This window comes from Dyadobacter soli (genome assembly GCF_900101885.1).
Classification (GTDB): Bacteria; Bacteroidota; Bacteroidia; order Cytophagales; family Spirosomataceae; genus Dyadobacter; species Dyadobacter soli.
This window is the reverse complement of sequence record NZ_FNAN01000001.1, coordinates 131,179-154,105: the sequence shown is the minus strand read 5'-3', so window position 1 is coordinate 154,105 and position 22,927 is coordinate 131,179. Positions and strand designations below refer to the sequence as shown.

At 52.5% G+C, this 22,927-nt stretch carries 12 protein-coding genes; 3 read left to right on the top strand and 9 right to left on the bottom strand.

The genetic code is table 11. From position 1 onward, the window contains the following. Nucleotides 1-126 precede the first annotated feature (126 nt). The 5 genes from BLQ88_RS00575 to BLQ88_RS00555 form a co-directional block, all read right to left on the bottom strand. Nucleotides 127-1,695 (bottom strand): glycoside hydrolase family 30 protein, encoded by a 1,569-nt coding sequence (locus BLQ88_RS00575; protein WP_090145689.1) that lies wholly within the window; start codon nucleotides 1,693-1,695, stop codon nucleotides 127-129. 69 nt (nucleotides 1,696-1,764) lie between these two features. Continuing rightward, nucleotides 1,765-3,444, bottom strand: coding sequence for a RagB/SusD family nutrient uptake outer membrane protein (locus BLQ88_RS00570; RefSeq protein ID WP_229212508.1), 1,680 nt, complete (start codon nucleotides 3,442-3,444; stop codon nucleotides 1,765-1,767). Between the two features lie 17 nt (nucleotides 3,445-3,461). Beyond that, on the bottom strand, nucleotides 3,462-6,593 hold the full coding sequence (locus BLQ88_RS00565; RefSeq protein WP_090145688.1) for a SusC/RagA family TonB-linked outer membrane protein: 3,132 nt from the start codon (nucleotides 6,591-6,593) through the stop codon (nucleotides 3,462-3,464). A gap of 223 nt (nucleotides 6,594-6,816) precedes the next feature. Further along, nucleotides 6,817-11,115: a hybrid sensor histidine kinase/response regulator transcription factor gene (locus tag BLQ88_RS00560; protein WP_229212507.1), complete on the bottom strand. Its 4,299-nt coding sequence runs from the start codon at nucleotides 11,113-11,115 to the stop codon at nucleotides 6,817-6,819. Between the two features lie 103 nt (nucleotides 11,116-11,218). Then, nucleotides 11,219-13,576, bottom strand: coding sequence for a right-handed parallel beta-helix repeat-containing protein (locus tag BLQ88_RS00555; protein WP_090145685.1), 2,358 nt, complete (start codon nucleotides 13,574-13,576; stop codon nucleotides 11,219-11,221). A 154-nt stretch (nucleotides 13,577-13,730) separates the two neighbouring features. Here BLQ88_RS00555 and BLQ88_RS00550 point away from each other — a divergent pair, with 154 nt between their 5' ends. Next, nucleotides 13,731-14,465, top strand: a complete 735-nt coding sequence (locus BLQ88_RS00550) for a DUF3800 domain-containing protein (protein ID WP_090145683.1) — start codon at nucleotides 13,731-13,733, stop codon at nucleotides 14,463-14,465. A 312-nt stretch (nucleotides 14,466-14,777) separates the two neighbouring features. Next, nucleotides 14,778-15,341, top strand: coding sequence for a hypothetical protein (locus tag BLQ88_RS00545; RefSeq protein ID WP_090145682.1), 564 nt, complete (start codon nucleotides 14,778-14,780; stop codon nucleotides 15,339-15,341). Nucleotides 15,342-15,535: 194 nt separating this feature from the next. On the opposite strand, the gene ggt is transcribed toward BLQ88_RS00545, so the two are convergent. The 4 genes from ggt to BLQ88_RS00525 are packed head-to-tail and all read right to left on the bottom strand — an operon-like array spanning nucleotide 15,536 to nucleotide 21,182. After that, a complete protein-coding gene (ggt, locus tag BLQ88_RS00540; RefSeq protein WP_090145680.1) occupies nucleotides 15,536-17,275 on the bottom strand; it encodes a gamma-glutamyltransferase in 1,740 nt (579 codons plus the stop codon). Nucleotides 17,276-17,329: 54 nt separating this feature from the next. Further along, nucleotides 17,330-19,093 (bottom strand): flavin monoamine oxidase family protein, encoded by a 1,764-nt coding sequence (locus BLQ88_RS00535; protein ID WP_090145679.1) that lies wholly within the window; start codon nucleotides 19,091-19,093, stop codon nucleotides 17,330-17,332. 10 nt (nucleotides 19,094-19,103) lie between these two features. After that, entirely contained in the window at nucleotides 19,104-20,300 is a 1,197-nt protein-coding gene (locus tag BLQ88_RS00530; RefSeq protein WP_090145677.1) for an FAD-dependent oxidoreductase, read from the bottom strand. 36 nt (nucleotides 20,301-20,336) lie between these two features. Further along, nucleotides 20,337-21,182: a heme-binding protein gene (locus tag BLQ88_RS00525; RefSeq protein WP_229212506.1), complete on the bottom strand. Its 846-nt coding sequence runs from the start codon at nucleotides 21,180-21,182 to the stop codon at nucleotides 20,337-20,339. Between the two features lie 467 nt (nucleotides 21,183-21,649). Between BLQ88_RS00525 and BLQ88_RS00520 the strand changes: the two genes are divergently transcribed. Then, nucleotides 21,650-22,348 (top strand): FadR/GntR family transcriptional regulator, encoded by a 699-nt coding sequence (locus BLQ88_RS00520; protein WP_090145676.1) that lies wholly within the window; start codon nucleotides 21,650-21,652, stop codon nucleotides 22,346-22,348. Nucleotides 22,349-22,927: the final 579 nt, after the last annotated feature.

Genomic DNA, 22,927 nt, shown 5'->3' with positions numbered 1-22,927 from the left:
TCTTACATTACAAAAGACCGCACAAAAGAAAGCGGGCCGATACCGAAGTACCCGCCCGCCCAACGTATTCAACAATAAATGGCAATTCCTGACAATTACCTGACAATCAAATCACCATCACTCAGGTTACATTTTGCTGGTCACCGTCACAATACTCCGCGCTTTGACCACAAAATTGCCTCCCGCAACCCGCATAGGCGCAAGATCGCTCACGGCAGAAGTTTCGTACGCCCGGATAGTTCCGGCCTTGGGGTCCGTCGGAAGGGCTAGCTTCACTTCGCGGTCCTCGCCGTCGTTGTTGACGATCACCGTCACCAGTTCATTATTGGTATTTAAATAGGAAGAAACCAATAGCCCGTCGGTACCAAGGCTGCTCGAGGCGTCTATTCTTTTCGCGCCAGGACGTACGAAACGGCTGAAATTACCCATCGCCCAAAGCATTTTGGAGGACTGGAAATTACCGTCGGTTTTATTTTTATCAATGTAAACCAGGCCATCCTTGTAATCATAGGGCGAAACGGAGATCCACCAGTGCCACGCCGTTGCATTCGCATTCACGAGGTCGTTATGGATCACGCGCGCAACATACAGCGCGGGGTTAATGCCCAGCTCGCGACCTTCCCCTTTTATTTCGCCCTCATTATCCCCGAGAATGCAATACTCTGATTGCCAGTATTCGAGGCCGGGCACTTTGGCCACTGCGGCTGCCAGCTGCCTGCGCTTGTCGGCCCCGGCTTTGTAAGGGGAAGTTGTAAAATAGCTGTGACCCGAAATGGCTGGAAGCACATTGGGCAGGTTACCAATGTAGTCGTTGTTGTTTTTGTCAAAAAAAGCAGAAACCTGGCTCGCGCGCCCCGGACGGTTATGCTCTGAATACAGGTACTCGATCTGCCCGGCTTCCGCGACGTTGATTTTGGTAGCAAGGCTTTTCTTCAAAAGCGCGGCGCTGAGCGAGCGGGTAATCGTAGCGATCTGGTTGTTGAAATAGGGTGTCCCCTCCTGCCCTCCGTCGCTCCAATCCCACTGCGGCTCGTTCACCGGGCTCACGTATTGAAAAGTAATGCCGGTTTTCTTCCGCACGCCGTCGATCACGTCGGCCAGGTAGCCGGCGAATTTGTCGAATTGCTGTGCGGGAAGATTGGGCTGACCATTGGTTGCATAGCCTTTTCCATTGGTCGTAAACTGCACCGGCGGGGAATTCGGGAAAAGCAGAAACGCATTCACGCCCCGCTCTTTGGCCGCATTAAGGAACCACATTTGTCCCGCCTGCTTGTTCCAGTCGTAGCCGCCGTCGCCCGCGAAAAACGATTCGGCACGGCGCCATTCGTCGCGGATACCGCTGGCTTCGCCCTGCTCGGCGGTGCCTCCGCCCGCATTGAACCGCCAGAGCGACAGGCCGATGCCTTTCAAATGGCCGTCGGCGAGGGTATCGGTGCTGAAAAGCAGATCGGCAATCGCATTTCGCTTCGCCAGTGGCCAGTTACCGGCAAACTGGCAGGCCCAGGCGTCGGAGCCGCCGAAATGCCGGATGGTCTGGTAGGTTTTGGATGGGTCGATACGGATCGTTACCGTCTCTTTGGCTGGGTCGCCAACCGGATCGACTGTTTCGGTGACGGGCTCGCTGCCGTGGCAGTTTATGGACGTAGCCATAACAAGCCCAAGGAACAGCGTTCCCAGGTTTTGAGAAATTTGCATGAAAAAGTCTGTCAGGGAATGGATAAAAAGAACTCCCGGCGACTGATGCACCGGGAGTGAGGATTTGCATTAATAGCCCGGGTTTTGTTCGAGCTGGTTGTTCGAAGCCTGGATTTCGGTGCGCGGGATCGGCAGCCAATATTGCTTGTCGGCAAAGCTGCGGCCGGTAAGCGCTTCCTTCCGGGTATAGGTAAACGTACTGCCGCTCTTACCGATTTCAATACCGTAAGCCGGTGCGTTTTCGACAGTAGGAGCTGTTTTCCAGCGGCGTACATCATAGAAGCGGTGCTCTTCGAATGCCAGCTCCACGCGGCGCTCGTTGCGGATGCGCTCACGCATCTGCGCCTGCGTAAGGCCCGTGGGCAATGCAGGCATACCCACACCTGTACGCTGGCGGACCGCATTCACGGCCGCGTAAACCGTAGCGTCGGGACCCGAAGCTTCGTTCTGCGCCTCGGCGTAGTTCAGCAATATTTCGGCATAGCGGAAGTAAATCCAGGTTTGGGTACCGGCCACATCCCACGGGTTATCGATCGGCAGGGCGTCGTTCATGAATTTTTTCAGGTAATAACCTGTCTTCGACGTATTCCAGTTGGAAGCGCCGTCTTTGCTATCCTTTCCACCGGGTGTGAATGTTTCGATGGTACTGCCGCGATACGGTGCTCCATTGTATAAAACGGTTGCATAAAAACGCGGATCGCGGTTTTTGTATGGGTTCTTGGCATCATAGCTGGTATTCGCGTCGGTAATGCGCGTGCCGTCCATCATTTCGTAGTCGTCCACCAGGTTTTGCGTCGGTACGTTACCGCCCCAGGCGTTGTAGCCATTGGGTCCGTTGGCGATTTCGAGGCACACGTGGCGCGCACCTATGGCGTACAAGCGTCCAAAAATGATTTCGGAATTATCGTTAGTCGTGAAAAGATTGCCGTAGCCACCGGTGTAAAGGGTGTATTTGTTCAAATCCATCACCGCTTTGGCCGCTGCCGCGGCTTGTTGCCAGGTACCTGCATTGTAGAGCGGGCTCGCGGCGTATAATGCCAGGCGTGATTTCAATGCCAATGCGGCACCTTTGGTCGCGCGGCCGAGCTTCCACGTCGAATTATCGTTTGAAGCCGGAAGTAATGCGGCGGCTTCGTCGAGTTGCGCGATGGCGTAGTCCAGGCCTGCCTTAATTTCCGCTTTCTGGAAAAGTTCAGGGCTGGTCAGATCGTCACTTACCTCGTAAACTTTATCGCCCAGCAACACTACTTTACCGTAATTACGCAGCAGATCGTGGTAGCGGAATGCGCGGATAAATTGCAACTCCCCTTTCAACCGGCTCCGGCGGCCGGCGCTCATCGGCACGGCATCGATATTAGCCAATGCGTAGTTGATCTCGCGGATGCTGCGGTAGCTGCGGCCCCAGAATGAGCCGGCGATACCGGTATTTTCCGGCGCAATCTGTCCCCGCTGGATCAACCAGGTATTGTCGTCGTTGTTGTAAATGGATTCATCGGTAACCGACGACCACAATGCATATTCAAACCCGCGACCGAAGCCGGGCAATGTTCCTTCCGCTTCCTTGTCGGTCAGGCGCACGCCCATGTAGCGGTTGGTGACGTATGCTTCGAACAATACGGAGTCGGAAAGAATGGAGGCGTCGGACACACGGTCGGTGGGCACGACGTCCAGGAAGTTTTGGTCGCATGCGGATAGCGAAAGCATCATCGCCGCGGCCAGGGCTGGTAGTTTCAAGCTTTTTATATTCATGTTAATCATGATTTCCATTAAAATTTGATATTGAGGCCCAGGTTCAAAATGCGCTGTTGCGGGTAGAACTGGCCGCTTTCGCTGTTTCCTTCCGGATCATAATCCTTCACGCCTGTGATGGTGAACAGGTTGAATGCGCTTGCGTAAATGCGCAGGGAGGAGATTTTCAGCCTCGTCAATGCGTCCTTAGGCAGCGTGTAGCCGAATTCCACGTTTTTCAAGCGAATGAAAGAGGAGTTGTTCAACCAGAAATTATTGGCATACAAACCACCGTTGATCGATGAAGAAGCGCGGGTATCCACGCGCGGAAAGCTTCCTTCGGTATTGCTTGGGCTCCAACGGTTATCGGCCCAGCTGCTGTAAAAGTTACCTACCTGGCCCGATTCAGGCAATACATACTGGCTCACCATGCCTTGTCCGGAGAACACCACCGCCAGGTCGAATGCATCGTAGCCCGCATTGAACGTCAGACCGTACGTGAGCAAAGGCACATTGCCGTATTTGCTGCGAACCTGGTCGTCGGCGGTGATTTTGCCGTCCTTGTTGTAATCTTCGAGGATGAGGTCGCCCGGCTGCGCGCCTTGCACGTGTGGGTAAGCGTCGAGGTCGGCCTGCGAGCGGAAAATTCCGAGGGTATTGTACAGCAGCTTGGTGTAAAGCGGTCCGCCTGTCTGGCGCTGATAATCAAGCGCTCCCGGTGCTTCGTCGATGAAAACCACCTTGCTTTTGGCGTAGGTAATGTTTCCGGAAATGTTGTAGCGGAACTTGCCGTTGTGGTTGTAGCCCAAAGTCGCTTCCACCCCGGTATTATTCACTTTTCCAAGGTTTTCGTCCGGTACCAATGGCGTGTTGTCGTTGGTTTTGTAAGGGTTTACAATCCCCGAAGTATTTGGTATTGAAGCATTTCTGGCAGACAGGATATCCGATCTTTTCTGATTGAAATAAATCACTTCGATATTGAAGTTTTTCAGGAACACTGCATTCAAACCGATATCCAGTTTCTTGGAAGTTTCCCAGGTAATGTTCGGGTTGGCGAGCTTGGTAAGGTCGATACCCGGAGAAATTACACTGTTGCCGAGCACATACTGGTTCACGAACGAATAATTGTTGTAGAACTGGAATTGACCCACATTATCGTTACCCAATGTTCCGTAAGAAGCGCGGAATTTCAGGTCGTCGATGAAGCGGACGCTGTTTTTGAACCAATCTTCTTCTGAAATACGATAACCCGCAGAGACCGATGGGAAGAAGCCATATTGCTTGCCTTTTGGGAATACCGATGAACCATCCACACGTGCCTGCACTTCGGCGAGGTATTTCTCATTGAAGTTGTATGCCAAACGGCCGATGTAGCTGCGACGGGTGAAGTTGAAGCTGCTACCCGAGTTGTTTTTATCGGTAGCCGCCGCGCCTCCCTGCGAAAGTTCTGGGGTCGATGTAGTCGGGAAATTGATCCGCGTCGCACCGAATTTAGCCTCGTTACGCTTGTTCTGCTCGTAAGCGACAAATGCGTTGATGTTGTGCTTACCGATCGTTTTGAGGTAGTTCAACCGCAAGTTCTGCGTGATATTGGTGATATTGAGCTGCGACTGGTCGATTGAAGCCGCGCCCGCCGAACCACCGGTAACTACGCCTGTATAAGCGCCGGTCGTTTTGTTGTAATTATAAAGCGTATAAGGCGTGCTGAACGACTTCGAGAAGTTGAAAGATTTATCCACTGAATAAAATCCATCCACCGAAAGTCCGTCCACAAACGGCAGGTTGTAGCTCGCGCGCAGGATTCCGTTGAAAACCGACGTCGGGTTGCTCACGGTTCCGCCCATATTGGTTCCCAAAACAACGGGGTTCTGGTTCTCCACGCCGGTAGAATAGTAGCCGTTCAGGTATTGCGCGATCACCGTTGGATAAGCGCGGTAAATCGAGCGGAATGTATTTCCTGCCGAAGAAATAGGGAACGCACGGTTTTCCTGGCGGCCTGAAACGCCGAGGCTCACCTTGAAATCCTTGGTCACATTGGCATCGATGTTCGAGCGAAAATTATACTGCTTGTACTTCGTAGCGCCGTTTTTGTATAAACCATCCTGGTAGATGGTACCCAGCGATACGTAATATTTCACATTGTCGGTACCGCCATTGATCGCCAGGTTATGCTGGTTCTGCAATGCGAAATTTCTCAGGGTCTCCTTTTGCCAGTCCGTATTGGGGTAGTTCAATGGGTCCGAACCGTTGCGGAACTTCTCGATTTCATCCGCGGAATAATGCTGGTTCATACCGCCGGCCGGGTTGTTATAATAATCGATCTCGTTCATGATCGTCGCATACGTAGGCGCATCCGCGAGCTTGGGAAGGCGTGTAGGCGACGAAAAACCCTGGTTGAAGCTATAAGAAATGACCGGTTTGCCCGTGGTACCGCGCTTGGTGGTCACGAGGATCACGCCATTCGCAGCGCGGCTACCGTAAACCGCCGCCGAAGCATCTTTCAGGATCGAAATGCTCTCGATATCGTTCGGATCGAGGCGGTCGAGCCCGCCTACCTGGCCGGGAATACCGTCCACGACGATCAAAACATCATTATTACCGGTCGTAGCGAAACCGCGCACCGTGTAGCTCGAACCATCGTAGCCCGGCTCACCGCCCCGGTTGTTGGCCACGAAGCCGGAAAAACGACCGGCCAGCGAGTTGGAAAGGTTAGGCTGCGGGCTTTTGACGATGTCGGCCCCTTTCACTTCGGATACCGAGCCGGTCAATGTCGCCTTTTTCTGCGTACCATACCCTACCACCACGATTTCGTCCAGTGTTTTATCGTTCGGAGCCAGCTTTACGTCCAGCTGCGAGCGGTTACCGATCACGATTTCCTGGTTCACATAGCCGATGTAAGTAAATACGAGCGTCCCGCTGCCGTCCGGCAGGTTGAGGGAATACTTGCCGTCCACGTCGGTAGTGGTACCGGTGGAAGTGCCTTTCAGGATCACGCTCGCGCCCGGCAGTCCTTCGCCGGTTTCGGACGTTACCGTTCCTTTCACGTTAAATGGGTTTTGTGCAAACGCTGAAAGGGAGGTCAGGACGAGGAGCAGCAAAAAGCACGTCACCCGGAAGGCCGGTCCATCGGTTCGCCGAACGCCGTCACCTCTGTAAAAAGTTTTTTTCATACAGCTTTAATAGTTGAATAATTGGATGCGGATCAATCTGGGTAAAATCATAAAACCGAAACGAGCGTGCCGCTTTTATAAATTGATCAATCAAAAGTAGGACTATTTCAACCCGGCCATGGGGGGACATTTTCGCATTAAAGAGGGGGTGAATTCACAAAAAATGCCCGATTCTGTTGGAATCGGGCAGGAAAAACCGGGGATACTCCAATAAACCGCCGGGTTACACCGACTTTTTGCGGAAAAGGTCCTTATCGATCGTGATCTGTTCGTGAAAGGGCTTTCTGAATTTTTTCACATAATCGGAAGGCTTCATCCCGAACAGTTTCTGGAAATGCTCGCGGAAATAGCGGATGTCGTTAATGCCGACGCTGAATGCTGTTTCGCTGATCGTAATGTCGGTTGTGATGAGCAACTGGGCCGCCTTGCGCAGGCGTATGAACCGCACGAAGCTCGTCGCCGACTGCCCCGAAATGGATTTAATGCGGTTATACAGCGTGGAATGGCTCATTCCGATCTCCGAAGCGAGCACTTTTATGTTGAATGCCGGGTTGGTAATATGGTTTTCGACAATGCGGATACATTCGTTCAGGAACTCCTTATACTCGGCCGAGATCTTGAAATCGCTCGTTTGCAGCGTGATTTCGTTGTAAAAATACCGTTGCAGATCGTTACGGTTGCGCAGGATGGACGCCACGCGCGCCACGAGAATGTCTTTATCAAACGGCTTGCTGATGTAATCATCGGCCCCGCCCTCGATGCCTTTCAGACGCACGTCCTGCGAAGTACTGGCCGTGAGAAGGATCACTGGAATGTGGCTCAGCGCCATGTCGAGCTTCATTTGTCGGCACAATTCGATGCCGGAAGTGCCGCCCATCATCACATCGCTGATCACGATGTCGGGTAAATGCTTTCTGACCATATCCAGCCCTTCTTCCCCGCTTCCTGCCTCGAATATTTTGTACTTTCCCGAGAAAATAGAACCGAGATATTGCCTGATTTCCGGGTCGTCGTCCACGACCAGCATGGTATGACTTTCGGTCGATGGTTCCTTCATATCGAGCAGCTCGTTCTGCCAGTCGGGCAATGCGGGCGCCTTCGCCGGGATTACCCCTGGCGAGAGCTCTTCCAGCAATACGGAATCGCGCATTTCGCCCCCACGCACATGCGACGCGAGCTCAGGATGGTTTTTCCAAAGCAAAACATGGAAAGTAGTCCCGCGGTCGAGCTCGGATTCATACCGCAGCCGCCCGAAATGGTTCTCTACAAACGTTTTAGCCAAATACAACCCGATCCCGAAGCCGCCTTTCGCTGCAAAACGGCGGTCGGCATATTGGTGAAATACCTTGAAAATGTCCTCTCCGGCATCGGCTGGGATGCCTGGGCCGGTATCGCTTACTACGATTTCCACTTGCTCACCCAGGTCGGTCACCTGCACGTTCACGGTGCCATGTTCGGGTGTGAATTTCAATGCATTCGATATCAGGTTAAAAACGGCGATTTCTATTTTCTCCCAGTCGCAGGTTACTTCGAGTTCGGTTTCGGGGAGCATTAGCCCATAGCTAATGTGCTTTTGTTCAGCCTGGTGCAGGAAGCATTGAAATACTTCGGTAACCAGCTGCGGAAGGTTGTGCACGGCCGGTTTAAGCTGGTCCGTCTGCTGGTCGGCTTTGCGGAAGAGTAGCAGCTGGTCGACGAGGCTGAGGAGGCGTTTTGCATTGCGGTAAATGATGTGCATGCTGGCTGTCGCCGACGGGGTGTTGGCAGATCGCTGCGCCGACGAGATGTCGGCAGATACTGGCACCGACGAGACGTCGGCAGATGGGGGCACCGACGAGACGTCGGCGCCAACGGCGCCTTGTATCATCTCGCGTATGGGGTTGATAATCAACGTCAAGGGTGTTCGAAATTCGTGCGACACATTGGTGAAGAACGCTAACTTCTTCTCGTTCAACTCCATTTGCTGGCGCGTTTCCAGCTGCGCGAGCTGCACCTCATACTTCATTTTTTCCTGCCCCAGTTTGTATTGCTGATAGTAATACAACACCAATCCGATTGTCAGAATATAAAGTAAATACGCCCACCAGCTGTAATACCACGGCGGCATGACGCGGATCGGCAGCGAGGCGTGATCTTCGAACCACACACCGTCCTGGTTGGCCACCTTTACCTTAAACTCATAGTTCCCCGACGGCAAGTAACGGTAAGTAGCCGAACGCTCATTTTCCACGTAGTTCCAGTCCTTGTCCAGCCCTTCGAGCATATAGGCGTAGCGCGTGAGCTCCGGGTAGGCATAATTGAGTGCGGTGTAGTCGATCGAAAACACGGGTTGGTCGGGCTTGATGGAAAACCGCCGTGCCTTACCCAGGTACTCGAAGAGCGAAATCGCTTCGTTCGCTTTGTCTTTACCGAATATCCTGATCCCGCTGATCATCACTTTGGGCTGGTACCGCGATGCCCGCACCTGTGTCGGATCGAACAGGTTCCAGCCTTCGGTGCCGCCGAAGCTCATCAGCCCGCTTTTAGCATTGAATAATGCAGAACCGGGGTTGAATTGCCCGCCTTGCAACCCATGACTAGTATCGAAGTTCTCGATCGAGCCCGTAGTCGCATCGATTCTCGACAGACCTTTATTCGTACTCAACCAAACTTTCCCGGCGCTTTCGGGCTGGATCGCATTGATCACATTGCTTGCCAAACCGCGTTTTTCATCAAAAAACCGCACTTTTTTGGCACGGGTATCGAATAGCAGCAGCCCATTCCCTTCCGAGCCGATCCAAAGCCGGTCCAGGCCGTCCATATACAGGGAGAAAACGATCCGGTTCGATAAATAGGGTTCCTTTCCCGCCGCATTGAACCACGACGCGAACTGCATGGTGCGGGTATCGAGGTAGTTGAGGCCTCCACCGTATGTCCCGATCCAGAGATTCCCGTATTTATCCTCCGTGATGGCCCTCACGTCGTTCGCATTGATGGAGCTGTTGGAAGGAATGAAATTCCGGAACTTCCCCGTCCGTTCGTCCAGCAGGCCGAGCCCTCCCCCATTCGTGCCGACCCAGATATTCCGGCGGCGGTCCTGGTAAACGACACGCACGTCGTTCCTACCCAGCGAATACGGGTCCGAAGGATCATTCACGTAGCTTTTGAATGTGTCGGTTGCCGGATCATAGCGCACGAGCCCTTTGGAATACGTCCCGAACCACAAACGATCCTGCCGGTCGCGGTGCGCGGCGATCACCGCGCCGTCCGGAAGCTGGCCTGGTTGTGCAGAAACCGCATAATGCTTAATGGTTTCTCCGGAAGCGGTTGTTTTGTAAATCCCGTCGCCATCGGTACCAATCCAGAGGTTGCCATCCTTGTCGGCGCACATTCCGTAATAGCGCAGATAGCTCTCCGCACGGGAATCGACGGTTTTGTGCTCAAACTTCCTGAATTTCTCGGGAATGGCGCTGATCAGGTAGGTCCCCTCGCCATAAGTACCGAGCCACACGTTGCGGTCCTTATCAATGTAAAGCGACTGCACCGAGCGCTGGGTAATGCCCTTATTATCCTTATCCCGCACCTGCTCGAAAACCAAAGCCTCCGGCCGGAGCGAGGCCATTTGCGACAATGCAAGCCGGTAAATACCGCCATCCTGCACGCCGATCAGCAAGTTCTGGCGGCCGTCCTCCATGAGCGAAAGGTAAATATCGCTGTTGTGGAATGTATCGATATGTAAATCATAAAACCGGTTTTCAGCCCTGTTAAAAAGGATCAAACCACGCGAGGATGCGATCCAGACATTGCGTAAATGGTCTTCGTAAATGGCGTTGATCCGCGCCGAAGGCACATTCCGCATGTCCAGCGAGGCCTTTGCCAGTTTTCCGGAACCGCCGGGTTTCCAAACTTCAATACCGCTGTCGCGCGAGCCGAGCCACACCATTCCCTGCGAATCTTCGAATACATTCAGAATGGAATTCGTGAAGAGCCCGGGCAGCGTTCGCTGGTTATGGTGGGTAAATTGATGGGTTTTGATATTAAAAGAAGCAAAGCCGGAGCCGTTCAGCGCAAGCCAGAGGCGGTCGCCCGAACCCTGGCTGATGTCGCTCACGTCGTTTCCCGCGCCACTTTTGTTCTGAAATGGCTTGTAACGGTTGAAATGCTGGCTTGCCTGCACAAACTCGCCGATCCCGTCGCGGGAAGAGACCCATACTGTGCCGTTTTTGTCGCGGAGAATGGATTTGACATAGTTACCGGGCAAGCTGTGCGGGTCGTTCCGGTCGTATTTGAAGTTTTTGAATGCGGTACCATCGAACCGGCTCACCCCATCGCCCGTGGCGAACCACATCAGGCCGTCGTTGTCCTGCACAATGCTGTTCACCACACCGAACGACAACCCTTCTCGGATCGAATACCGGAGCACCCTGCCAGCTGTATTGTCACCGGCCACGCCCGCCCCGGCGGCTACTGCGCTACCGGGCAGCGCTAAACAGCACAATACCGGCAGCAAGTTTGAGAACAATTTTGAAAATACGCGTTTCATCACCCGCATAACCCACATTTCTGACATATTTCCGGAACGAAGTAATCCTGCGCCGCGCCATTTTTCACGGGCGGAACTTCAAAGATAACAGAATCGGCGCCGACTATTTAAATGACACCTTCAACTTCTGCATGGCCTGGTTCCTGAAAAACGCGACTTCGCCTTCTCCCATCCAGTTGATCTCCTGGAAAACGTCCATCAGCTCCGTCACATTGGCGATATCGCGGTGGTTCAGGATGCGTATCACATCGCCCGGCTTCATACCTGCGCGTGCGAGAATGCTGTTTTCGGGTGCCGCTTCCACCACCACGCCCTGCTCGTCGGGCAGGCCGTAAGCCGAACGGTCGCCCAGGCCATTTACATTCCGCAGTTTCCCACCCAGCCAGGCCATTTCCGACGAAACTTTACTGTCGGCGGCGCTTTTGGCCACCGGAAGCGGAACCTTCGCCGCCTGGCTTTTCAGCTCAGGCGAAACGACACCAAATTCATCCATCGGAAAATTTACAAAACCGAGTTTCAATGCGGGACTCCCCGGTTTGACGCGGTAATTGCCATTGGCGGCGTCCTCGAACATTGCGTCGCCAGCGAGGCTATGGGCATCGGTACCATTCTGGCGGGCCTTTTCCAGCGCTTGCTGGTCGGGAAAAAGGTTAAAATCCACCTCCTTGCCCCATTCGTTCACCCGGATAGGCGCATATGGCTTCGTGACGATGTTTTTTCGGAACACATCCCCGCTTTGCGCAAACCATACGTGGGGATGGAAAGAGTTGTTGACCATAATGTTATTCTCAACCACGCGCTGAAAGCCCTCGCGCAGCTTCAAACCACCATTCAGGCACAAGTTATTGTAAATGTGATAGTTGGAACTACCATCATCGAGATCGATATCCCATCCGTGATCGCAACGGAAACGGTTGTTGCGGATGATGGTCGTCTTGCCTGCGTCGAGGAGTATCAATTCAGGGTGTGCGGCGGCGAGGCTATCCATTCGTTCCCGGACCGGATGCCAGAAACGGTCGCGGCCCCAGGAGTTGAACGAGCCGTGATCGCCGGTTTCGAGTACTGTGTCGAACACGTCGTTGAACTCGATCAAATGGCCTCCCCAAGTGCCTTCGCTCACATTAATGCCCGCGCGGGGAATGTTGTAAATCGTGTTGTGGCTCACGGTAATGTCCATACTCATCGAAATCTGGACTCCCGCAATCTGCTTCTCCACACGCCCGAGGCCGTGCATGAGGTTATCGTAAACCTTGCATTGCGCCGGGTAATTATCGGTTTTAGGGCCAGGAGCCTTGTCCATCCGCTCATAAGCCACCGACTGATTGTATTCAAAACTCGGCGAACGCACCGCCGCCGGGTCGCCTACAAAACAAACCGCACTCGCCCCCGTTTCCTCGAAATGGCACCCCGATACTTCGCCGCCGCGGTTGTAATTGCTAAAAAACACGCCATTGCCACCCACCGCCTTGAAATGGCATTTACGGATACCGCAGTTTTCGGTACCGTCCAGCAACACCGCACCGCCGCGGTAAATGGCCCAGTCGCTGCGGAGTAGCGGTTCTTTCGTTTCCATGAAAGTACGGAGCGTGTGCGCGAGCTCGAAACCTTCGATGTGGATATTGCGTACTGGCTTCTGCGCAGAGCCCCGGAACTCGAACAAATGGCGGATCTGCGGCGCAAATACTTCGCGCACATCCCCAGGCGCATACACGTAAAGCGTACGCGACGCGGCATCATAGTACCATTCATCGGGCGCGTCGAGCTCTTCGAGCAAATTTTCGATGAAGCGGTATTTGTCGTGCATACCCATCTGGCGGTTGTTCTGGTAGCCACCTTCGAGTGCCAGCGTCGTACCACTGCTTTTGCCCGTCACCCGGTAATGATAATCGCCCCATTCGTGCTTGTGCATGGCGTGAATGAATGCGCCCTCCGGCTTCTTCCACGACTTTATCTTCGCCGGCGAAAGCACATCCGCCGAATACCCGCCGAAATGGCTGGCCGCAGGATCGAAATTCGGGTACCGCGCGATGTGAAGCTTTTTGTGCCCGATGAAAAGCTGGTCGAAAACGTAATTACCGCCAATGACTGACTTTTTGATATTCCCTTTGTATTCCAGCCATTTAACCGGAACAACCGCCGCACCGCTGACCGTCACCTTTTCACCCGGATAAGCCTTATACGTCACCACCTGCCCTTCCGCCCGCGAATCTTCCGGCCCAAAAACGATCGGTTCGGAAAGGTAATATGTGCCGCCACGTAGAAATACAGTCACTGTCCCGCGCATATTCCGAACCTTATCGCGCGCAGCCTTCAAAGTCGCCAAAGGCTTTTCCCGTGATCCGGCGTTACGATCGCTGCCGTTCGGCGCGATGTAAATGTCCGCGGCAAGAAGCGAAGTTGCGAGGACTGTGCTGAGGGCGCAGAGTGTGAGTGTTATCTGTTTTTTAAAAGTTCTGTTCATATCTATCTGTCGTTAATTCAAAAGGAAATACCGCAGGGTAATTACTACATCCGCCGGTGAGTAGCAGGTTGGTTCCGGTTTACTATTTACTTGAAAGGGAGGATTGGATGTGATTGGATATGAAATATAAATTGGGCAAATCGAGGCTTGACGAATGGAGTTTACACTATACCTGGATGAGAGTGGTGACCATGGTCTCGAAAAAATAGACCCCGGCTTTCCTGTCTTTACGCTTTGCGGGATCATGTTTTCTAATCCAGGTTATCGGCAAATGAGGGATTGCCTTAACAGTGTCAAGCAGCATTTCTGGGGCGAAAAAGAAGTTATTCTCCATTCCAGAGACATCCGGAAATGCAACAAGGAATTTGCGGTGCTGCTTGATCTGGAAGTAAAACGGCAATTCTACGAGAAATTGAACCATTGCATCAAAAATGGCAGCTATCGGATCATTGCAGCGGTAATCGAGAAAAACAAACACGCGCAAACCTACGGCAGAATAGCAGACAATCCCTACGAAATTGCCCTATCATTCATCATTGAAAGATCGATATTTCTGCTGGACGACGTGAAGGCGGATTCGAAAACCATCAATATCGTGATCGAAAAGCGGGGAAGGAAAGAAGACCAGCAGCTGGCAAGTCACTTTGAGAAGATTAAAGCCAGAGGGACAGGGTTTGTATCCCGCGAGCGAATACAGCACTACGATGTTAAAATCGAATTCAGGGATAAAAAGGAAAATATCAATGGCTTACAGGTGTCCGATCTCATAGCCTATCCGATTTCTAATCATGTGATGCATCCGGAACGCGCTAACCCGGCATTTGATCTGATAGCGGACAAGTTCTATTTTAAGGATGGAAAGCGATACGGACTCAAAAAATTCCCTTAAAAAGCAAAAGAGCCACTCCCAAGTAAGAATGACTCTTTTTGCCGACCGGGAGACATCCCAATCCCAGTACAATGATAAAGAAAAATCAGGAAAACTCAAAAGCTATCTCGCGAAAACTGCAACTGCTTGAACCGGCATTGCACCCATCCTTAGCAAAGCAGTTTATCTCTCCATATCTACCGTAAACCGCAAACTCATTGGTATCAACCGATTGCTGGATAGGCGAATAAGAAATTCCACTATCCGGCTTATACCAATACCCGTTCGTCCGGGTAAAGTCAACATTTTAAGAAACTTTCATCAACCCTTTCTATGAATGAAACGCTGATCTTTTTGGAGCAGAAAGTTTTCTGCCAGTCATTTATCGCCGACATACTCTCCGGCTTCATAACTTCCTCCGTTTTTCTCTTTGCGCTTCTGTTTTTATTTCGTCCGAGGATAAAAATAGGCTGTCAGATCGCGACGCATGTAAAATGTTATGGCGCGCATTCGAACAAGTGGTATTGCTTTAAAATCATCAACAGGTCAATATTCAGGGCATTTGACCTTCGTGTAGAGGTCATTCAGAAGATCCCGATGACCGGCCCGGAGGGAAAAACGAACCATCGCACCGTGCCTATCACACTCGTAAAAGACCAGTATAACTACGTTGCGCCATTCAGGGTTGGTGAGAAATCCGAATATGCCCTTTGGTTTCTAACCACGGATGATATCTCAACCATGCTCAACGACAATGAACACTACATCGTCGAGCTGCGCGTAATTTGCAAGCATGAACTCACAGGTTTGGGAAGCGTGTTCGTTAAAACTTATTCCAAACACGACATTAAAGAAGGCACCTTCAAGTCCGGCAATACATTTGAAATTGTAAACTGAAATGCGTATCATTACGTTACTTTTAAGCCACCACGGTTAAACAAAACGGACATGAAAAAAGACATTATTGTAATGTAACCCTTCAAGGGTGCATGCAAATCGAACAAGTTACGAAACAGGGCGCTTCCAACGAGGCGCCTTGTTTCGTTCTAGTTTCTTGATAACTGCATTAGCACTGCACTAACCACATTTTTTCAGTAACCCGCCGCCTGGCCATCCTTTCGCATTTCCGATGCGCCGTGGTAAATCTTCCGCACGCTGTCGAACAAAATGGCCTGGTAGCCGCCGAAAAAGTCCTTTTCGATGAAACGATGCCCCTTTTGCGCGAGGCCGTCGCGTACCTGCGCGGGAATGCCGCTTTCGAGCGCAACGTTACCGCCCTGGGTCATGACGGTACCGGTGGGTTCGCTGCTGCCCGAGTGGCTGAACCGCGCGGCGTCGCCCGCTTCCTGCACATTCATGCCGAAATCGATGATATTACAGAGTATCTGCAAATGTCCCTGCGGCTGCATAGCGCCGCCCATGACGCCAAAACTGAGAAACGGCTGGTTGTCCTTCATCACAAAACCAGGAATAATGGTATTGAACGGCCGCTTCCCCGGCGCGTACACATTGGCGTGGCCGAGTGTCATAGCAAAGCTGCTACCCCGGTTGTGGAACACAAAACCCAGCCCGTCGGGCACCATACCGCTGCCGAATTCGAGCATATTGCTTTGAATGAGCGACACAATATTGCCCTCCCCGTCGGCCACAGTGAGGTAAATGGTGTCGCCGTCTTTCAAAATGCCTTGCGCGGGGTCGAGTTGGGTGGAGGCACGGCCTGGGTCGATGAGTTTGCGGCGTTCATCGGCATAGGCGTCGGATAGCAACGTTTTCACAGGTATTTTGGCAAAATCGGGATCGGCATAATAGCGGGCGCGGTCCTCGAATGCGATCTTTTTGGCCTCGATCAGCAAATGCAGGTATTCGGCGCTGTTATGCCCGAGTTTTTTAAGATCATAAGGTTCTAGCAAATTCAGCATTTGCAAAACCGATATTCCCTGACCGTTGGGCGGCAGTTCAAATACATCATAACCCCTGTAATTCACCGATACCGGCTCCACCCAGGTACTTTTGTGCGCGGCCAGGTCATCCTTGCGCAGGTACATGCCCGTTTTGCGCGCATAGGCATCGATCCTGTCGGCAATTTTACCTTTGTAAAAAGCGTCACGGCCCTCCCGCGCAAGTTGTTCGTAAGTGGCTGCAAGATCGGGATTGCTGAACACGTCGCCATGCGCAGGCGCGGCGCCATTAATAAGGAATGTCTTGTTGAAATTGGCAAATTCGGTAATGTCCTGCTGTGCTTTCAGCCGTTTGAAAGCCATATCCCACGAATAGGCGATCACCTCGGGCACTGGTGCGCCCTCGCGTGCGTAACGGATGCCCGGCGCGAGGACTTCCGCCATTTTGAGCTTGCCAAACCGCCGGTGCAGGTCAAACCAGCCATCCACGGCACCCGGTACCGAAATAGACAGCGGCCCGTACAGCGGCACAGCGGGCTTGCCGCCATTCAGCTCCTTCAATTTTTCATAGCTCAAACCTTTCGGCGAACGGCCGCTCGCATTCAATCCGTACAGTTTTCGGTCCCGCGCCGACCATACTATGGCAAAAAGATCGCCGCCTATCCCCCCATTATTGGGTTCCACAGCACCCAGTACAGCATTTGCAGCAATGGCAGCATCTACGGCGGTGCCGCCTTTTTGCAAAATGGAAAGCCCGGCCTGGGTCGCCAGCGGATGGCTCGTCGCCACCATGCCGTGCTTTGCCAGTACCGGGCTTCGCGATTCAAAATTGGAGCCGCTGATGCGGTCGCCCCGGCCGGTTTGCGCCAGCACCGGGACATAAAAACAAACGTACGCAGCCAGCGCCGCGAAAAACAGGAAAGACTTATTCATAGGTTTAGGATTTGAAAAACCTAAAAATAATCAATTCCGTCCCTTAGTCCATTACTACCAACCCATATAATAGTCGGGGCTCAGCCACGTCGGCCGTGTTAGACCGAAATGCTCTTCCAGCATTTTCTCGGCTTCGCAAAATGCACCTTCCACCCAGCCCTGCTGGTCGGAATAGGCCTCTCCTACCACGTGGATCTCCTCATCGGCATCCGGCTTGCGCATATATGGCATGACGTTCCAAACCGCCGCTCCGGCTTTCCAGGCATGGTATCCGGCACCGAACGGATCGTCGGACCAATCGCGAAAATAGGTCACGTAGGGCTCGGGGATTTCCACTTCTGCACCATGCAGCTCGCGCAGCTGGTTCATAATTTCGTTTACCATCAACTGCGTAGCCTGCTCTCTTTCAAGCGCTTTGAGTTCAACCAGCGAGGCCGATTCGGCCGCACTTACCTTAAACAGCACGGTATCATCCGACAATGCCTTCCAGAATGTCTCCGTTTCCATATCGCCATAGCTACCAAGCAGCATCGAGTTATTATTGTTCGGATCTGTGCCGAAATAATAGCATTGACGCATCGGCAAATCGGTAATGGAATGCCCGGAATCGATTCCCAGCTTTTTCCACCACGGCTCGCGGAAACCCATCAGGATTTTGAATGCAGGCTCCATGATCACCGACCGGATATTGCGGTCGAGGACGGTATTTTCGTTGGAATTAAAAAAGAAATTCTGCTGATCGAGCAGTTCGAGCGACTTCCGTGGCATGCCCAGGATAATGTGGTTAGCATAAGCGTGCCAGATCTGGTTAGTGGGGATATTCAGGAATGTCAGTTCGTAGCGGTACTGGTCGCGCAGCTCGTGGCCTTTCGAAAAGGTAAGGAGCTTGTTTTCAGACCAGATACAGGCGCCCGGAATGCCCATATACTGGTTTGCCAGCGCGTAGGCAATGCTGTCGTAGCCTTCCTCGATGGTTTTGTAAGTCACATCGGCCGAGAAATCGCCTACCATATAAGGAAATGCTTCCGCGGCATTCCAGTTGATCGTGTTGGAATAATAACCACCGGCATTAGCGACGAAATTATACCCCTCTTGCGAAACCTGGTCTTTGATAAGGTTCCAAAAACCGAGATCGTTGACTTTACGGCCGTCGTAGGGCGAGCCAGGGAAGTGGTACGTAAGGTTCGGTTTCACTTTGTCCCAATCCTCGCTGGTAAGTTTAAAACCGTAATCGTATGCTGTCGGGCCTTTTGTGACGAGGCTGGAATAATTTGTCACAAACCACGGATCGGCCATCAGCACGTCGTAGATGATTTTGTTGAAAAGCTGGTCGGAGCTGAAACCAATGTCGTCGTCGTTGAGATAATAGCGGGTTATCAGTTTTTCACCCTTGTCCTGCGCCACATTCCATGCATTCTGTTTGAAATGTTCCTTCCGGAGATAAAAAAGCAGATCGGCGGCATTGCCCATCGGGAACGGAATGGGCGTCATGTGGTCTTTGAGCACCGGCGTACGCTTGCTCAGGTCCTTCTCGGTAAGCGGGTAACCCTCGATGAGCGTCGTTACGATCTCCTGTGAAGTGAGGTAGCGCATGCCTCCCAGCTCTCCCCAGAAGTTCATTCCCGGCAGGATCACCGATTCGAGGCGGCCGCCGAGGCGCTCGCTCATATCGAAAATCTGTACCTGCTCGCCCGTGTATTTGCCCACGTCGGTGAGGCGATAGGCGCTATACAGGCCCGATGTTCCGGCACCGATGATGGCGACTTCCGTCTTCAAGCCGGGGTTCATTCCGTTGTTTAGTGGCGTGTTTTTGTTCATGTTGATGGTTTTAAATGGCTTTGAAATAATTGTAACCCAATTTGAATGGCGAGATATCGAAAGTAGAATGACCATCCAGCGCCATCTCCGTCAGTATTTTGCCTAAAAACGGCGTAAACTTGGCCGCCCAGCCGGTGGCATACACCACGATGTTCTGATGGTTGGGCACATACGGCGGCGCAAAGTCGATGAGCAGCTCCTTGTTGGCAATCTTGCTGAGCGCGATCAGGCAGGTAGAGGTGAAATACGGCGTCGGATCGAGGCCGGTCATGTGATCGCGCACCCATTCGGATGTGTACGCGAGCTCCTGTGGGTTAGGCACAAGCGTGCGCTGCTCGGGGCTATCGAGCGGATCGATCACAAAATCGGGCGCCACGCGAATGTATTCCGGATGGTCCCAAACGACGCCAGGGAAGCCGTAAAACTGGTTCCCGTTCGAGCCGATCGCATTCTGGAATACAAACCAGGTTGGGTACTGGATCGAAGGATCGGTCTTTTTGAAATAGCACGACGACATATTCCAATAGGTAGCCTGGATCGTGAACCCAAGCAGGTTGATCACGCTATCCACGTACGGCCCGGGCACCAACACCAGTTTTTCGCTGGTAAAAGTGCCTTTCGGCGTCGTTACGTTGAACAACTGTCCATCCTGCTCGATGGCCGTCACCGGCGATTCTTCGTGCAGGGTCGTGTACGAGTCACGCTCGCAGGCCTGGTACAATGTTTCGATAGTCGCGCGGAAATCGATGCTCGCGCCATCGGCCTGGAAAAGACCGGTATAGGTTTCCGGTAAATTGCGGAAATGGTATTTCGCCTCGATTTCCTTTGCCGTCAGGCTCGTGTAGGGCACATTCAATGCTTTGAGCGCCTTTTCGGCTTCGGCAATGTTGCCTTCCGTGGAATGCACCGACGGGTCACCAAACCAGAGCGTACCGACTTTGTCGAGCAGCGTTTTAGGCGTCAGGGTTTGCAGCTCGTCCCAATACGGCTGCGCGTCCAGCGCCATTTGAACCATATACTCCTCGGGGTACGGAATGCGGTATTGCCGCGAAACGCCCGCCGAGCTGCCGAGCTGATTTTTGAAGTTGAACTGCTCCAAAACCAGCGTTTTAGCCTTTCTTTTTCCCAGATGGTAACCGGTGGAGAGGCCGATTGCCCCTCCCCCGACCACGATCACATCAAAATGATGATCTGCTGGTTGCGCCATAATGTCGTATTGATTGTGAAGGTGTTATGAAATTATTTATTGTTTCACCAATGTGTTGATATTCACGTGCGGCCACTGGATCAGCTTAGCCGGATCGTGGAACTGCGGGATAAATTCGATGATGGAATTCTGCGAGTATTGCAGTTGCAGAAACGAACCGCCGGTATTCGGGTTTTTCACCGTTTCGATCCAGAAAGTAGCCTCGAAGCTCGTCGTGTTCGCGTTCTGCACGATGAACGGAATGTTGGTAATACCGCCCTTATTGGCCGTACTGACTGAAATATTAGTCGTGGAAGTGATTGTCTGCCCGGCGATCGCGTCCCGCAGGGTTGCATTCGGGTTTACCTTGTTGAAACCTTCCATCGGCGTGAGGTATGGATCGGTATAACCCAGCGGCTTGGAACCGGGGCCGGTAATGGGCAATGTGCTGATATCCGGAATGACAGGCGCGCCGGGCGTCACCGACGAACCGCCCAACGCCAGCAGCGAATCCCCGTGTGGCACCGAAGCCTGGCGCGCAATGCTGAACTCGTCCGGGCATTCCTGCAACAGCAGCCAGGTACCGTTCTCGGCATGCAGCAAACTGCCATCGATGTTGCTATGAATGCTGAGATGGTACAGCAAAGTAGGGACTTGTTGCACAATGTGCGTGCCGCGGTTGGGCGTAGGCGTGCTCAATGGCGTAATCGTGAGCGTTTCGGTGTACGGCTGCACCAGGAGCTGAAATCCGCCCTTCTGGTTAGGAACCGCCACCAGGTTCCAGCCTTTACGACCGACCCAGGTCCCGATCAGGTCGGTAAGTGGACCGAACATCGAAACGGTTTCATCCGGGGCACCACCCAAACGAACGGTTTGAGGGGCATTACTAGTAACTTTTAACATGGTGTATAATTATTAAAGTGAAAAAAGAGAATGCATACCGGGCACTCATGGCCTGCAAATCCGATCGTTACCAACCTGCCGCCACATCCTCTCCGCACCGGATTTCACCATGTTTTATAGAATTAGTTTTATATTTTCGACAAACTTGGGTAAATAAGTTGTAACCAAACTAATACTACTTTTTAACTTATTTAACGGTCGGGATTGCGCTGAGGGGGTGGGATGACGGGCGACGTTGTTGACCGCCGACCGCTGACCGCCGACCGCTATTCTTTCCAGTCTATTTTTTCAAACTCAAACTCAAACCAATCCATCGTCCATGGTCAGGCCGCACCCATCGGCGGTCAGCGGTCGGCGGTCGGCGGTCGCCAACACCAACAAATCTCCCACCCCCATTATGTCCTACAAAAGGAATTATTAACTTCGCACCCAAATCCCTTTCCGGCCGGCAACCGGCCATTGCGTTTATGAGTGACCTTAAAAATGATATCCAACGCTTGGAAGCTTCCACGATGACCGACATGGTTGAATCGCGGCTGCGTGAGTATTTGAAACGGAAGTCCTTCGTGCCGGGCGACGCATTGCCCAAAGAGCAGGAACTGGCCGATGCCCTGGGTGTGAGCCGCAACGTCGTACGCGAGGCGCTCAGTCGGCTGCGCATGCTGGGTATGATCGAATCGCGCAAAAAACGCGGGATGGTGCTCACCCAGCCTGACATTCTTGGCTCGCTCGAACGCGTCCTGGACCCGCTGATCCTCGGTAAAAATACATTGAGGGACATTTTTGAGCTCCGGCTGGTGTTGGAAATGGGCCTGGCCGATCTTATTTACCTCCGCAAAACCTCGGAAGATATCGCCGCCCTGGAAAGCATTGTAGCGCAGGAAGTTAACAAACAGCAGAAGCCCTTCCGCGTGGAGCACGAAATCGCATTCCACGGCAAACTATACCAGATGACCGGGAACGATACCTACATGCGTTTCCAGAAAATGCTGCTGCCTGTTTTCGAATATGTGCTCGATTATGAAATCCAGGTCAACGGCCAGGCCGAAGTGGGCAAGGTCACGCACCATGATCTGGTTGAAATATTAAGAACCGGCGACGCCGAAGATTTCCGACGTGGCATGAAAGCGCATTTAAAGCCGCATTTCGACCGGTTGAAGGCCTGAGCCCGCATTCCGGGTTTCAATAAAGCATATGTTGTTAGGTGGCCAACAGCATTGCGAGATTGTTCATGACGCCGTGTTGCTACCAAGATTACATCGCTACGCGATTTTGTATTGAATGTGAATGCATGGCATTGCCAACATGTCTACAAATGCCGTTAGGCATGCAATATTGGTAGCGAAACGTCACCAATAATGTCCCGGAAATCCCGTCAGGGATGCAACAACAACTCAATGTTCGTGCTTCGACGATTGCCATCCAACCGATACAAGACTGACTTGATGCCCATCGCATTGTAGTTCTATGCCCAAGGGCATTTCAAAATCGTTCCGGGTCGCCATTTTGCTACCAATATTACATCGCTACGCGATTTTGTATTGAATGTGAACGCCTGGCATTGCCAACATGCCCGCAAATGCCGTCAGGCATGCAATGTTGGTAGCGAAACGTCACCAATAATGTCCCGGAAATCCCGTCAGGGATGTAACAACAATTCAATGTTCGTGCTTCGACGATCGCCATCCAGCCGATATAAGACTGACTTGGTATCCATCAAATTGTAGTTCCATGCCCAAGGGCAT

Bases quoted from the DNA above. Each gene is read 5' to 3' on its own strand.
- BLQ88_RS00575 (WP_090145689.1), bottom strand. From the start codon at position 1,695: ATGCAAATTTCTCAAAACCTGGGAACGCTGTTCCTTGGGCTTGTTATG.
- BLQ88_RS00570 (WP_229212508.1), bottom strand. From the start codon at position 3,444: ATGAATATAAAAAGCTTGAAACTACCAGCCCTGGCCGCGGCGATGATG.
- BLQ88_RS00565 (WP_090145688.1), bottom strand. From the start codon at position 6,593: ATGAAAAAAACTTTTTACAGAGGTGACGGCGTTCGGCGAACCGATGGA.
- BLQ88_RS00560 (WP_229212507.1), bottom strand. From the start codon at position 11,115: ATGAAACGCGTATTTTCAAAATTGTTCTCAAACTTGCTGCCGGTATTG.
- BLQ88_RS00555 (WP_090145685.1), bottom strand. From the start codon at position 13,576: ATGAACAGAACTTTTAAAAAACAGATAACACTCACACTCTGCGCCCTC.
- BLQ88_RS00550 (WP_090145683.1), top strand. From the start codon at position 13,731: ATGGAGTTTACACTATACCTGGATGAGAGTGGTGACCATGGTCTCGAA.
- BLQ88_RS00545 (WP_090145682.1), top strand. From the start codon at position 14,778: ATGAATGAAACGCTGATCTTTTTGGAGCAGAAAGTTTTCTGCCAGTCA.
- ggt (WP_090145680.1), bottom strand. From the start codon at position 17,275: ATGAATAAGTCTTTCCTGTTTTTCGCGGCGCTGGCTGCGTACGTTTGT.
- BLQ88_RS00535 (WP_090145679.1), bottom strand. From the start codon at position 19,093: ATGAACAAAAACACGCCACTAAACAACGGAATGAACCCCGGCTTGAAG.
- BLQ88_RS00530 (WP_090145677.1), bottom strand. From the start codon at position 20,300: ATGGCGCAACCAGCAGATCATCATTTTGATGTGATCGTGGTCGGGGGA.
- BLQ88_RS00525 (WP_229212506.1), bottom strand. From the start codon at position 21,182: ATGTTAAAAGTTACTAGTAATGCCCCTCAAACCGTTCGTTTGGGTGGT.
- BLQ88_RS00520 (WP_090145676.1), top strand. From the start codon at position 21,650: ATGAGTGACCTTAAAAATGATATCCAACGCTTGGAAGCTTCCACGATG.